Annotated in this window: 18 protein-coding genes and 2 tRNA genes; 11 read left to right on the forward strand and 9 right to left on the reverse strand. The window is 67.9% G+C overall.

The annotated features are described in order from the left end of the window. The first annotated feature begins 13 nt into the window (after positions 1–13). From ABS642_RS04365 to ABS642_RS04375, 3 genes are read left to right on the forward strand one after another with little or no spacing between them, the layout of a single operon-like run. Positions 14–1,087 (forward strand): mechanosensitive ion channel domain-containing protein, encoded by a 1,074-nt coding sequence (locus ABS642_RS04365; RefSeq protein ID WP_350352385.1) that lies wholly within the window; start codon positions 14–16, stop codon positions 1,085–1,087. Beyond that, a complete protein-coding gene (locus ABS642_RS04370) occupies positions 1,084–1,533 on the forward strand; it encodes a globin (protein WP_282217226.1) in 450 nt (149 codons plus the stop codon). The genes ABS642_RS04365 and ABS642_RS04370 overlap by 4 nt, the downstream gene beginning before the upstream one ends. After that, a complete protein-coding gene (locus tag ABS642_RS04375; protein WP_350352386.1) occupies positions 1,530–3,188 on the forward strand; it encodes an FAD-binding dehydrogenase in 1,659 nt (552 codons plus the stop codon). The genes ABS642_RS04370 and ABS642_RS04375 overlap by 4 nt, the downstream gene beginning before the upstream one ends. Positions 3,189–3,201: 13 nt before the next feature. On the opposite strand, the gene ABS642_RS04380 is transcribed toward ABS642_RS04375, so the two are convergent. Then, positions 3,202–3,867 (reverse strand): hypothetical protein, encoded by a 666-nt coding sequence (locus tag ABS642_RS04380; RefSeq protein WP_350352387.1) that lies wholly within the window; start codon positions 3,865–3,867, stop codon positions 3,202–3,204. Positions 3,868–3,917: 50 nt separating this feature from the next. On the opposite strand from ABS642_RS04380, the gene ABS642_RS04385 reads away from it, so the two are divergent. Continuing rightward, on the forward strand, positions 3,918–4,802 hold the full coding sequence (locus tag ABS642_RS04385; protein ID WP_282217229.1) for an acyl-CoA thioesterase II: 885 nt from the start codon (positions 3,918–3,920) through the stop codon (positions 4,800–4,802). Here ABS642_RS04385 and ABS642_RS04390 read toward each other — a convergent pair. From ABS642_RS04390 to ABS642_RS04410, 5 genes are all read right to left on the reverse strand, one after another. Beyond that, positions 4,799–5,167 (reverse strand): HNH endonuclease signature motif containing protein, encoded by a 369-nt coding sequence (locus ABS642_RS04390; RefSeq protein ID WP_350352388.1) that lies wholly within the window; start codon positions 5,165–5,167, stop codon positions 4,799–4,801. The two genes, ABS642_RS04385 and ABS642_RS04390, sit on opposite strands and share 4 nt — an antisense overlap. 35 nt (positions 5,168–5,202) lie before the next feature. After that, a complete protein-coding gene (locus ABS642_RS04395) occupies positions 5,203–5,679 on the reverse strand; it encodes a thioesterase family protein (RefSeq protein WP_282217231.1) in 477 nt (158 codons plus the stop codon). After that, entirely contained in the window at positions 5,679–7,358 is a 1,680-nt protein-coding gene (gene ettA, locus ABS642_RS04400) for an energy-dependent translational throttle protein EttA (protein ID WP_282217232.1), read from the reverse strand. Before ettA ends, ABS642_RS04395 begins: the two co-directional genes overlap by 1 nt. Positions 7,359–7,421: 63 nt before the next feature. Next, entirely contained in the window at positions 7,422–7,919 is a 498-nt protein-coding gene (locus ABS642_RS04405) for a hypothetical protein (protein ID WP_350352389.1), read from the reverse strand. Between the two features lie 73 nt (positions 7,920–7,992). Then, positions 7,993–8,532 carry a single-stranded DNA-binding protein gene (locus ABS642_RS04410; protein ID WP_350352390.1) on the reverse strand — a complete coding sequence of 180 codons (540 nt, stop codon included), beginning with the start codon at positions 8,530–8,532 and terminating at the stop codon, positions 7,993–7,995. Between the two features lie 201 nt (positions 8,533–8,733). On the opposite strand from ABS642_RS04410, the gene ABS642_RS04415 reads away from it, so the two are divergent. Beyond that, a complete protein-coding gene (locus ABS642_RS04415) occupies positions 8,734–9,003 on the forward strand; it encodes a hypothetical protein (protein WP_282217235.1) in 270 nt (89 codons plus the stop codon). Positions 9,004–9,057: 54 nt separating this feature from the next. On the opposite strand, the gene ABS642_RS04420 is transcribed toward ABS642_RS04415, so the two are convergent. Next, positions 9,058–9,130 (reverse strand) — tRNA-Arg (locus tag ABS642_RS04420). Between the two features lie 58 nt (positions 9,131–9,188). Between ABS642_RS04420 and orn the strand changes: the two genes are divergently transcribed. The 6 genes from orn (at position 9,189) to ABS642_RS04450 (ending at position 11,816) form a co-directional block, all read left to right on the forward strand. Continuing rightward, positions 9,189–9,815 (forward strand): oligoribonuclease, encoded by a 627-nt coding sequence (gene orn, locus ABS642_RS04425; protein WP_350352391.1) that lies wholly within the window; start codon positions 9,189–9,191, stop codon positions 9,813–9,815. Positions 9,816–9,851: 36 nt separating this feature from the next. Then, positions 9,852–9,927, forward strand: a tRNA-His gene (locus ABS642_RS04430). Between the two features lie 77 nt (positions 9,928–10,004). Beyond that, complete coding sequence (locus ABS642_RS04435; protein ID WP_350352392.1) at positions 10,005–10,637, forward strand: LysE family transporter; 633 nt, start codon at positions 10,005–10,007, stop codon at positions 10,635–10,637. Between the two features lie 41 nt (positions 10,638–10,678). Then, positions 10,679–11,026, forward strand: a complete 348-nt coding sequence (locus tag ABS642_RS04440; RefSeq protein WP_350352393.1) for a metallopeptidase family protein — start codon at positions 10,679–10,681, stop codon at positions 11,024–11,026. Then, the gene (clpS, locus tag ABS642_RS04445) at positions 11,023–11,319 is read left to right on the forward strand and encodes an ATP-dependent Clp protease adapter ClpS (RefSeq protein WP_282217238.1); all 297 of its coding nucleotides are present in this window, start codon (positions 11,023–11,025) and stop codon (positions 11,317–11,319) included. The genes ABS642_RS04440 and clpS overlap by 4 nt, the downstream gene beginning before the upstream one ends. Beyond that, positions 11,316–11,816 (forward strand): DUF2017 family protein, encoded by a 501-nt coding sequence (locus ABS642_RS04450; RefSeq protein ID WP_350352394.1) that lies wholly within the window; start codon positions 11,316–11,318, stop codon positions 11,814–11,816. Before clpS ends, ABS642_RS04450 begins: the two co-directional genes overlap by 4 nt. 4 nt (positions 11,817–11,820) lie before the next feature. Here ABS642_RS04450 and ABS642_RS04455 read toward each other — a convergent pair whose 3' ends face one another. Further along, positions 11,821–12,402, reverse strand: coding sequence for a hypothetical protein (locus tag ABS642_RS04455; protein ID WP_282217240.1), 582 nt, complete (start codon positions 12,400–12,402; stop codon positions 11,821–11,823). Then, on the reverse strand, positions 12,386–12,703 hold the full coding sequence (locus tag ABS642_RS04460) for a hypothetical protein (RefSeq protein ID WP_116635034.1): 318 nt from the start codon (positions 12,701–12,703) through the stop codon (positions 12,386–12,388). Before ABS642_RS04460 ends, ABS642_RS04455 begins: the two co-directional genes overlap by 17 nt. Positions 12,704–12,725: the final 22 nt, after the last annotated feature.

Genomic DNA, 12,725 nt, shown 5'->3' on the forward strand with positions numbered 1-12,725 from the left:
TAGGATCGGAGTGATGATGATCCCCTTCGAGAACGCACCCCCGACGACGCCGGAAGAGCTCCCGGAGTGGTGGAAGCAGACCCTCCTCGTGCTCGGCGACGTCGGCATGAAGGCGCTCGCCGTCGCCCTCATCATCGTCAGCTGCATCGTCATAGGACTCATCCTGCGCGTCGTCATCCGTCGCGTGGTGCATCGCATCGTCGACAGCGCCAAGAACAAGGCGGCCGTCGACGACACGCAGGCGCTCGAGCGCTCCCCGCTGTCCGACATGCGGCTCGTCCAGCGGACGCGCACGCTCGGAACGATCCTGCAGAACATCGTGAACGTGATGCTCGTCGTGATCGCGCTCGTGCTCGTCGTCGGCGCCCTCTCCCCCGGTCTCCTGGGCTCTCTGACCCTGCTCACCGCCGCTGTCGGCGCCGGTCTCGGCTTCGGCGCCCAGAACATCGTCAAGGACGTGCTCAACGGCATCTTCATCGTCGCCGAGGACCAGATCGGCATCGGCGACGTGGTCGATCTCGGGCTCGCGAGCGGCGTGGTCGAGTACGTCAGCGTGCGCATCACCCAGGTGCGCGACGTGAACGGCACCCTCTGGTACGTGCGCAACGGCGAGGTCACCCGCATCGGCAACATGTCGCAGGGCTGGGCTCGCGCGATCATCGATCTCGGAGTGCCGGCCGATTCAGATCTGGAGCAGGTCGAGCACACGATGCTGGAGACCGCGCAGGGACTCGCGAAGGATCCCAAGTGGCGCACCCGCATCATCGAGAAGCCCGAGCTCTGGGGACTCGAGTCGATCAGCGGGGACGCCCTCGTCGTGCGCATCGTGATCAAGGCGCGCGCCAACGCGAAGGACGACGTCGCCCAGGAACTCCGCCGGCGCCTGCGCGCTGCGCTCACCGAGAAGGAGATCGCGGTGCCGAGCATGGTCGAGGTCGCCCCGACCGGACTCGACGGAGCTCGACGCGTCCGCGGCGCGAATCCCCCCAGGACCCGCCCCAACGCCGTCACCGGAGTGCCGGTCATCCCTGACCGCGGGATCTGGCGTCGCAAGAAGCCGACCGACGATGGGAGCCCCCAGAAGTGACGTTCTACGACGAGGTCGGCGGACACGAGACGTTCGCGAAGATCGTCTCGGTCTTCTATCGCGAGGTCGCGCTTGACCCGGTGCTCAAGCCGATGTACCCCGAGGAGGATCTCGGGCCTGCCGAGCAGCGCCTGCTCATGTTCCTCGAGCAGTACTGGGGCGGCCCGACCACCTACGGCGAGACCCGCGGGCATCCGCGCCTGCGCATGCGCCACATGCCCTTCCACGTCGATCCCGACGCTCGGGATCGTTGGCTCCGTCACATGAGGACCGCCGTGGACGAGGCGCAGTTGTCGCCCCTGCACGAATCGACGCTCTGGGACTACCTGGAGCGGGCGGCCTATGCCATGGTGAACACATTCGAGCCGTCGGGGATCGGGACCGCCACCGGCGGGCGTCCCACGCTCGAGACCCGATCACGTCAGGAATCAACGGAGAACTCATGACGAAGACGCCCCTGTCCACTGATGTCCTGGTGATCGGATGGGGGCTGTCCGGGCTGGTCGCCGCCGCCGAGGCCCTCACGGCCGGGCGTCGGGTCATCCTCATCGACCAGGAACCGCGGACGAACCTCGGCGGGCAGGCGTGGTGGTCATTCGGCGGACTCTTCTTCATCGACTCCCCCGAGCAGCGTCGTCTGGGCATCAAGGACTCGCTCGAGCTCGCGACGCACGACTGGTTCGGCAACGCGGGCTTCGATCGCCCGGAGGATGAGTGGCCGCGGCGGTGGGCAGAGGCCTATCTGCAGTTCGCGGCTGGCGAGAAGCGCGCCTGGCTGCGTGAGCGCGGCGTCGGCTTCTTCCCCGTGGTCGGGTGGGCGGAGCGCGGCGGGTACGGGGCGATCGGGCCGGGCAACTCGGTCCCCCGCTTCCACATCACCTGGGGAACCGGGCCAGGGGTCGTCGCGCCGTTCGCAGCCGCGGTCGAGCAGGGCGAGCGCGAGGGACATCTCACGGTGCTGCCGCGCCACCGTGTCTCCGAGCTGATCGTCACCGACGGTGTCGTCACGGGCGCGCGCGGCGACGTGCTGGCGACGAGCGGCGCACGGCGCGGCGCCGAGTCCTCCCGCGAGGTGATCGGCGGGTTCGAGATCAGCGCCGGCGCCACGATCGTCTCGTCCGGCGGCATCGGCGGAAACCACGACATGGTGCGAGCGGCCTGGCCCTCGCGTCTCGGCACGCCACCCGACCACATGCTCACCGGAGTTCCGGCCTACGTCGACGGCTCGATGCAGGCCGTCAGCGAGGCTGCAGGAGCCCGCCTGATCAACGGCGACCGGATGTGGCACTACGTCGAGGGGATCACGAACTGGGACCCGGTGTGGCCGTCGCACGGCATCCGCATCCTCCCCGGTCCGTCCTCGCTGTGGCTCGATGCGACCGGCAAGCGGCTTCCTGTCCCGCTGTTCCCGGGCTTCGACACGCTCGGGACGCTGGAGCATCTGCGCACGACCGGCCACGACCACTCCTGGTTCGTCACCTCGCGGAGCATCGTCGAGAAGGAGTTCGCGCTCTCCGGCAGCGAGCAGAATCCCGACCTCACCGGCAAAGACGTCGGGCTGCTGCTCACCTCCCGACTCGCGAAGGGCCCGACCGGTCCGGTGCAGGCGTTCCTCGACGAGGGCGAGGACTTCATCGTGGAATCGGACCTCGAGTCCCTGCTCGAGCAGATGCAGCAGCATCCGGGCGGCGAGGCTCTCGACATCGAGAACGTGCGACGCGAGGTCGTCGCGCGTGACCGCGAGATGGACAACGACTTCACGAAGGACGCGCAGATCGGAATGCTGCGCTCGATGCGCAGCTACCGCGGCGACAAGCTGATCCGCACCGCGGCGCCGCATCGTCTGCAGGATCCGGCAGCCGGGCCGCTCATCGCGGTCAAGCTGCACGTGCTCACGCGGAAGTCGCTCGGCGGCATCAACACCGACCTCGACGGGCGGGCACTCGATGCCGCGGGCGCAGCGATCCCCGGGCTGTATGCCGCAGGAGAGGCGAGCGGCTTCGGCGGTGGGGGCGTGCACGGGTACCGGGCGCTGGAGGGAACCTTCCTCGGAGGGTGCCTGTTCTCCGGCCGCCAGGCGGGACGCGCCGCCGCGCGCTGAGTCAGCGAGGGGCTCAGCCGGCAGTACCGGTGTCGCGGACGGCCGTCAGCCCGGATGCGACCGGTCCGCGCGCCAGCACATGCCCGCGCCGGAACGCCAGGCGGGTCCATCGTCCCGAACGCATCACGGGGACCTCCTCCTCGCCCGAGATGAATCCCAGGGCGTCGGCGGCGAAGGCGATCCCTCGGGGCAGGCCGCCCAGATCGTCGTCGGGCTCGCCCCAGATCGCCGCGCGCAGCGCACGAACGGCCTCCTCGCCCGATCCCGGCGTCGCCCCTCGCGCGACGGCGGAGATGCCCCACTGTGCGCGCTGAGCGATCATCGACGCCGGAAGCGTCGCCGCCGGCGTCCAGTCCCCTCGGGGCGGTGCGACCCCGGCCCAGGCCGGTGAGAGTCCCGTCTCCGGGAGCGTCAAGCGCAACGGGTCTTCGGCCGCCGTGAGCTGGTCGACGACGATGTCGCACTCGAGCTCCGGGTCGGCGTGCACGATGCGCATCGCGAGCACAGTGGGCGTGCTGTCGAAGAGCCCGTGCGGGGCGAGTGCTGCCGTCGTCAGCGCGAGGACGCCGTTCGATGCCTGAAGTCGCACGCCGTCATCCGTGATCCTCGTCGCCCTCCCCACGAACGTGAGGACGTCCTTCGCCGTTTCGGGATCAGTGAGGAGAAGGTGATGCGGCACGCGTTCTAAACTACCAACGGACCGGTGCCCGCGGTCGCGGAGAGGAAAGAATGAGCCCCGAAGACCACGCCATCCGGACCGTCGAACGACTGCTCGACGTGCTCGACCTCGAGGTCACGCAGGCGCGCACCACCGAGGACATCTTCACTGGGGCATCGCATCCGATGCCGACCGGGCGCATCTACGGCGGTCAAGTCCTGGCGCAGAGCCTGATCGCCGCGGAGCGCACCCTCCCCGAGGATCGCGCCGTCCACTCGATGCACGGCTACTTCCTTCGTCCGGGGGATGCGAGTCAGGGGATCACGATCGCCGTCGACCGCATCCACGACGGCCGGTCGTTCTCGACGCGGCGGTCCCAGGCGTACCAGAACGGCGTACCGATCTTCTCGATGATCGCGTCGTTCCAGGACGCGGATCCGGGTGTGGAGCATGCGGAGCCGATGCCGGAGGGGATGCCTGCCCCGGAGGATCTCGCTCCGGACGAGGATCGCGTGGAGGGACTCCCCGGAGGGACCGCGCGGATGCTGAGCGAGCGGGCTGCCGACATCCGACACGTGGACTCTCCGCTCTACCTGCCGAGCGACGATCCGCATGTGGCCAGACAGGCGGTGTGGATGCGCATGCGCGCGCCGCTTCCCGACGATCAGCGCCTGCACCGCGCGGCGCTCGCCTATCTGAGCGACATGACGATCCAGGAGTCGATCCTGCGGGCGCACGGCGTGTACTGGGCGATGCCGGGGCTGAAGGTCGCGAGCCTCGACCATGCGATGTGGTGGCATCGTCCGGCCCGGGTGGACGAGTGGCTGCTCTACGTGCAGGAGTCACCGAACGCGCGCGGGGGCCGGGGACTCGCCACCGGACGGATCTACTCCCGCGAAGGCGGTCTCGTGGCCAGCGTCGCGCAGGAGATCATGATCCGCGTGCCCGCGGACTAGTCCCGACTGAGCGTGGGCAGGATCTCGGCGTAGCGGACGAGGAAGCGGCGCTCGTCGAGCTTCTTGCGGCGCAGCCAACCGGTGACCTCGCTGTTGCTCTTGCTCGCATTGCAGGACGCGCACGCCGGGACGACGTTGTCGACGGTGTATCGCCCGCCCCGGGAGATCGGCATGACGCAGTCCCGCTGGAGCCGGTCGTCCTGCACGCCGCAGTATGCGCATCCGCCCCAGGCCGCCACGATGTCGGCCCACTGGGACGGGGTGAGGTCGTTGGTCACCTTGTCGAGCCGGCGCTGCCGCCGTTTCGCGTAGCGTGCACGCGCCGCCGATGACGTGGTGGCGGGGAATCGTCGGCGTGAGGGCACACGACGACGGTACCGCGACGAGGCGGCGAATCGGTCTAGCGGTGCGCGTACTCGATCGACGCGCCCACGAAGGGCTCCCAGGCGTCGCGCATCTCCTGGGTCAGACGAGTCGGACGACCGCTGGCCGCGTCCACCAGGACGATCACCGCCGTCGAGCGCGCGTAGATCGTCCGAGGCTCGGCGGCGGGGTCGTTGTGCACCTCGTAGCAGACCTCGACGCTCGACCCGCCGAGCTTCCCGAACCACATCTGCACTTCGAGTGGGCGGCGCTGGTACGGCACCGGAGCCAGATACTCGATCTCCTGGCGGGCGATGAGGGTGAGGATGCCCTCGTCGATGCCGGAGTCGAGCACAGCCGTGGACGGCGCCTCCTCCCCCGGTCCTGCACGCCAGAACGCCCGCACCCGCGCCTCCTCGAGCAGCTTGAGCATCGAGGTGTTGTTGACGTGGTTGAAGGCATCCAGATCGCCCCAGCGGAGGTGGATCGGGATGTGCAGGCGGGGCGAGGACATCAGTCGCGCGTGAGCTTGCGGTGCGTGGAGCGGTGCGGCTTCGCCGCGTCCGGTCCGAGGCGGCTGATCTTGTTCTCCTCGTAGGCTTCGAAGTTACCCTCGAACCAGTACCACTGGCCGGGGTTCTCGTCGGTGCCCTCGTAGGCGAGGATGTGCGTCGCGATACGGTCGAGGAACCACCTGTCGTGGGTGATGACCACGGCACAGCCGGGGAACTCGAGCAGAGCGTTCTCGAGCGAGCTCAGCGTCTCGACGTCGAGGTCGTTGGTGGGCTCGTCGAGGAGCAGCAGGTTGCCGCCCTCTTTCAGCGTCAGCGCGAGGTTGAGACGGTTGCGCTCACCACCGGAGAGGACGCCGGCCTTCTTCTGCTGGTCCGGCCCCTTGAAGCCGAACTTCGAGACGTACGCGCGAGAGGGGATCTCGGTCTTGCCGACCTGGATGTAGTCGAGCCCGTCGGACACGACCTCCCACAGGGTCTTGTTCGGGTCGATGTTCGAGCGCGACTGGTCGACGTAGCTGATCTTGACCGTCTCGCCGACCTTCAGGTCGCCTCCGTCGAGCGGCTCGAGGCCGACGATCGTCTTGAACAGCGTGGTCTTACCCACACCGTTCGGCCCGATGACGCCGACGATACCGTTCGGCGGCAGGTTGAAGCTGAGGCCGTCGATCAGCACGCGGTCATCGAAGCCCTTCTGCAGCTTCTTGGCGTCGATGACGATGCCACCGAGGCGAGGGCCTGCGGGGATCTGGATCTCGTCGAAGTCCAGCTTCCGGGTCCGCTCCGCCTCCGTCGCCATCTCCTCGTAACGGGCGAGACGGGCCTTGGACTTGGTCTGGCGGCCCTTGGCACTCGACCGAACCCACTCGAGCTCCTCCTTGAGGCGCTTGGCGAGCTTCGCGTCCTTCTTGCCCTGGACCTCCAGGCGCTCGCCCTTCTTCTCGAGGTAGGTCGAGTAGTTGCCCTCGTAGCCGATGAGACGACCGCGGTCGACCTCGGCGATCCACTCGGCGACGTGGTCGAGGAAGTACCGGTCGTGGGTGATCGCGATCACCGCGCCCTTGTACGCCTGCAGGTGCTGCTCGAGCCAGAGCACGCTCTCCGCGTCGAGGTGGTTGGTGGGCTCGTCGAGGAGCAGGAGATCAGGCTTCTGGAGCAGCAGCTTCGCCAGCGCCACGCGACGCTTCTCACCACCGGAGAGCGGGGCGATGGCAGCGTCGGCCGGCGGGGTGCGCAGGGCATCCATCGCCTGGTCGAGCTGGGAGTCGAGGTCCCAGCCGTCTGCGGCGTCGATCTCCTCCTGGAGCCCGCCCATCTCGGCGAGAAGCGCATCGAAGTCGGCGTCGGGGTCGGCCATGAGCGCCGAGATCTCGTTGAAGCGGTCGACCTTCGCCTTGATGGCGATGCCGTCCTGGATGTTCTCGATCACCGTCTTCGACTCGTCGAGTTCGGGCTCCTGCATCAGGATGCCGACCGTGAAGCCCGGGGAGAGCTTGGCCTCGCCGTTCGACGGCGTGTCGAGGCCTGCCATGATCTTGAGGATCGTCGACTTACCGGCGCCGTTCGGACCCACCATGCCGATCTTGGCACCGGGAAGGAATGCCATGGTGACGTCGTCGAGGATGAGCTTCTCGCCCACTGCCTTGCGTGCACGCACCATCGAGTAGATGTACTCAGCCACCGAAAACCGCTCCTTCTGTTGGCGTCGAAGATCGACACTCCAGCCTACCGGCCCTCGGCTGTGTCACCAGTCGATGGGACGAGTCGTGCCGACCAGACAGCGCCCTTCCGCCAACTGGGGCATCACCGCGGTGACGACCTGCCCGGTCGAGGGCCCGACCTGGCCGATCAGGCATTCGTCCTCACCCCAGCGCACCGAGAACTGCAGGCTCTCCGCCGTGTTGCCGACGGTGGAGAGGTCCTGAGTCACCTGCATCGCGGCGCGGTCGAACCCCGCAGCGGTGAGGGCGTCGATGTACGCGCGACCCGACCCCCGCTGCTCCGAGGCCCAGACGCCGTCCGACACTCTCGTGAAGACGGGGAGGTTGTCCTCGGCGGTGCCGTCAGGTACCAGCACCGATTCCGCCGGCACCGTGGAATCCGGCGTCGGCGAAGCCTCGGCGGATGGCGGTGCGACGGAGTCGGGCCCCGGCGTGCAGGCGGAGAGGAGGAGCAGCCCGGAGGCGAGAGCCAGGACGGAGGCAGCCTTCCGCGGCGCCGCAGAGACCGGTCGACGAAGCACGTGCTGAGTCTACGGGCAGCGACCGTGCAGGCCGCACCGCCGACCGGTCCTGGTCCGTCCCTTCGTCGCCCCTTCAGTGCGCGGTCGCGGACGTGGCTGCGGCACCCGCCGGGGCTTCCGCCCACGAGAGATCCAGATCGGGCAGCTCTCGATGATCATCGGCGTCGGCACCGGTATCGGTGTCGAAGTCGTTCTCCTGATCGGCCGAGCGCGCTTCCGGGGTGGCCCCGTGGGTCCCCGCGTCCGAAGGCGTCGCTCGACTCCGGGCGAGGAACGCGGTCGTCCCCCACCGCAGATCGTGTCCGATCGCCTCGGCGATGATGTCGACGCTGGTCCCCTGTTTGCCGTTGCTCTCCCAGGTACGGATCCGGAGCCGACCGGTGACGATGACGCTGTCCCCCGTTCGGAGCGACGCCTTGGCATGCTCGCCGAGCTGCCGGAACGCGGCGACCGAGAACCAGTTCGTGTCCGCGTCGATCCACGCCTGGGTCGCGTTGTCGAATCGGCGGTGGGTGCTGGCGAGTCGGAAGTTGGTGACCGGCGCCCCTCCTCCGGTCTGTCCGTGTGTCGGATCGGTGGCTACTCGCCCGACGATGGTGACGGTGTCGATCATTCTCAGTCCTCTCGATGCCCGGGTCGAATGCCCGGATCGCACCAGCGTGCGGGATCGCGGTTCCCGACGGACACGTCAGACACGCGATCGGTGGAGAGCCCTCGTGAGATCCGGCGTGTGCAGAACAGCTTCGACGGTCCTCGCTGGCTCTCGGAGGAATGTCGGTGGTCGGTCATATGTTCGAATCAGAAAGGAGTTCCGATGTCCGACAGCTTGACCACCTATCTGCCCGAGGTTCCCTACGCGACGCCTCGGCTCTCCTCCGCACGCGAGCACCTCGTCCGCGCGGCCGATCATCTCTGGCGCGTTCAAGACCGGACCGAGCGCGTCCTCGGCCACCTGAGGATCGTCGCCGACCCGCTGGGCCTGCGCTACCGCGCCGAGCGCCTGCACCTCGCGACGGGCACGTTCCGCATCGTCGGGGAGTTCTGGCGGCCGGACGACGCGGTCGCCGCACTGCGGTACTCCTGACCGGCTGCACTCGCCCTGCGGGACGAGTTGCGGTCGAGACGCAGTCGATCTGGGTGCCCCCGGCAGGATTCGAACCTGCGACCAAGAGATTAGAAGGCTCCTGCTCTATCCCCTGAGCTACGGAGGCGTGCATCTACCGTACCGCGCCCGGCCGCCGATGTCGGGCCCGTCGATAGTATGGCGGCATGGTATCTGCGTCCGAGAACGATCGTCTCGTATGGATCGACTGCGAGATGACGGGACTCGATCTGGCGGTCGATGAACTCGTCGAGATCGCCGTCGTCATCACCGATTTCGAGCTCCGCCCCATCGATCCCGGCTTTCAGGTCGTGATCCGCCCGAACGACGCGGCCCTCGCGAACATGAACGACTTCGTCACCAAGATGCACGAGACATCGGGGCTGATCGAGGAGATCCCCCACGGCGTCTTGCTGGAGGAGGCGGAAGCGCAGACGCTCGCCTACATCCGACGATTCGTCCCTCTGGAGCGCAAGGCGCCCCTCGCCGGCAACACGATCGGCACCGATCGCATGTTCCTCGCGAAGTACATGCCGCAGGTCGATCAGTGGCTGCACTACCGGAACGTCGACGTCTCCAGCATCAAGGAGCTGTCGCGTCGCTGGTACCCGCGCGTGTTCTTCCAGGCTCCGTCCAAGGACGGTGGGCACCGCGCGCTCGCCGACATCCTGGAGTCGATCCGCGAGCTGCGCTACTACCGCGAGGCCGTCTTCGTCGCCGAGCCCGGCCCGTCCAGCGACGACGCACGCGGCATCGCGACCCGGACGGTGTCGGAGTTCACCTCGAACATGTAATAGACTCATCTGGTTGCCCGCTCCGGTGGGCACATGGTGGGTATAGCTCAGCTGGTAGAGCGCTGGCTTGTGGTGCCGGATGTCGCGGGTTCGAGTCCCGTTACTCACCCCAGTGAAGAGGCCCGAATCGGATGATTCGGGCCTCTTCTGCGTCTCGGCCGCCCAGGCGCCGGGCTCTAGACTGACGGGGTGTCACTCGCGGTCTGGTTCTCTCTTCTCACGGCCTCGGTGGTCATCAGCTTCACGCCCGGTGCCGGTGCGATCAACACGATGTCGAACGCGCTCAATCAGGGGTGGCGCCGTTCGATCTGGGGCATCGTCGGACAGCAGATCGCCCTCATCGTCCATGTCGCCATCGTCGCCGCCGGCGTCGGACTCCTTGTGTCGCGCTCGGAGTTCCTCTTCAACGCCATCCGGTACGCGGGCGCGGCCTACCTCGTGTTCCTCGGCGTCCGGCTCATCCTCGCGAAGCCCGATGTCGTCGTCGCCGACGACGAGATCTCTCCCATCGACTCCCGCGAGAGCCACTGGTCGATGATCCGGCGCGGGTTCTGGGTCAACCTGCTCAACCCGAAGGCGATCGTCTTCTTCCTCGCCTTCATCCCCCAGTTCATCCGACTGGATGAGCCGCCTCTCCCCCAGTACCTCACCCTCGTCGTGACCGTGATCATCGTCGACGTCATCGTGATGTGGGGCTTCTTCGCCGCAGCAGCCCGCCCGTTCCGGCGACTGACTCGTTCCGCACGCGGTCAGCGCATCCTCAACACCGTGTTCGGCGTCCTGTTCATCGCGGTGGCGGCACTCCTCGTCTTCCTTCACTGACACGGCCGTGTCGCCCTGCGCCCGCCCCTAGGCTGGAGCGGATGGAGATGGATGCTGCCGCCTTCGAGGCCCTCGTGATCGACGAGCTCGACCAGCTGCCCGACGACATGGTCGACGGGCTGGAGAACGTCGTGTTCGTCGTCGAGGACCGCCCCGAAGACGGCACCCTCGATCTGCTGGGGCTCTACGACGGGCTCGCTCTGACCGAACGGACCCAGTACGGCATGGGCGAGCTTCCCGATCGGATCGTGCTGTTCTGGGAGCCCCATCTCGCGCAGTGCGACACCGAAACGGAGCTGCGGGATGAGATCCACACCACCCTGGTGCATGAGATCGCCCACTTCTACGGCCTCGATGACGAGCAGCTCCACGAGATGGGCTGGGCATGAGCACCCCGATCGCCGTCCCCGATCTCGAGGAGATCACCGATCTCCAAGCCGCTCCCCTCGAGCCCTGGGAGGTGGTCGTGTGGAACGATCCGGTGAACCTCATGAGCTACGTGGTCCGGGTGTTCCGGACGTATTTCGGCTACTCCACGGAGCGCGCGACAGCACTGATGCTCGCCGTCCACCACGACGGACACGCGATCGTCGCGACCGGGCCGCGCGAGACGATGGAGGTGCACGCCCAGGCGATGCATGACTACGGCCTCTGGGCGACGGTGCGGAAGGTGGGCGGATGAGCGCCCGGGAGATCGTCCTTTCGCTCGCCTTGATCGAAGGCGCACATCTCGCGCGGCTCGTGGACGACTTCCGCGAGTTGATGCGCGATCGCGCCGTGGAAGATCCGGCCGTTCGGCGGTTGACACCGAGCGCGTACCCGGAGGATCAGGCGGCCGCGAAGGCGTTCGCCGACAGCACCCGGGACGAGTTGCTCGATCGGCGGCTCGACGAGGCGACCATCGTGAGCACGGCGCTCGACCCCTTCGACGTCGACGTCGACGTGCTGTCCGAGGAGGACGCACTGGCGCCCCGCGATCTCGTCATCGCGGAGGAGGAGATCGACGCCTGGCTGCGCACGCTCACGGCGATCCGGCTGGTGATCGCCGATCGGCTCGGGATCACCACGGAGGAGCAGACCACCGACGACGCCCGTGGCGGCATCTACGACTGGCTCGGATACCGCCTCGAAGTGCTGATCCAGGCGGCCGATGAGCTCGACGAGCGACGAGGCCGATGAACCTCTAGGGGACGTCGACGATCCTGGTCGCCAGCATCCGCGGGTCGTCGCGCTCCACATGGAGACGCTCCTGAGCCGCCCACCGGTCCCAGTGCGGCCGATACGTCTCGCCGTCACGCGCCAGCGCTCGAGCCTTGCGAGCGGGCTCCCCTGACTCCACCCAGATCCGCACGTCCCCGAGCCCGACCGTCGACGGCGTCAGGATGCCGCTGCCTTCGACGATGACGCCGAGAGCGGGGTCGACGGCGTGACTCTCGGCCTCCGTCTCGCGCTCCCAGTCCCAGCGACGCCAGGTGCCCAGGTATCCGCGTCCGTGCGGACGGAGGATCCACTCGAGTGCACGATCCACACCGGCGTCGAGACCGTCCCAGCCCGGATACAGCGAATCCAGCGCGATCAGCTGCACTCGTCCCGCGAGCGGCCAGCGCGCTGCGAGCCGAGCGGCCAGAGTCGACTTCCCGGCACCGCTGCGACCGTCGATCAGGACGACCGGATTCGCCGCCGCCAGAGCGACGACATCCTGCGCGATCAGCGTCGCGGCGCGATCGATCGCTGCCGCGACCGGATCGTCACTTCTTGAGGGCACGGATGATGCGCGAGAGCGCCCGCCCGGTGACCCAGACGAACGGCACAGCCACGGCCAGCAGGGTGACGATGTTCGGCTCGAACCGCAGTCCCTCTTCGCGACGGACGTACACACCGACCGGGATGGAGACGCCGCCGCCACCACCGCCTTCGCCGCCTTCCGCGCTGCCGCCGCCGAAACCGGAGTAGGTGAGGGACACCGGAGTGATGCTCACCCCGTCGACGTCCTGCGGCTCACCGTAAGCGCTCTTCACGCCGAAGGACGCGATCTGCTTTCCCAGTTCCAGTGCAATGTTCGGCATGGTCCCACGCTAGCCCACGAAT

This window comes from Microbacterium sp. A8/3-1, from assembly GCF_040267695.1.
GTDB classification, from domain to species: Bacteria; Actinomycetota; Actinomycetes; order Actinomycetales; family Microbacteriaceae; genus Microbacterium; species Microbacterium luteolum.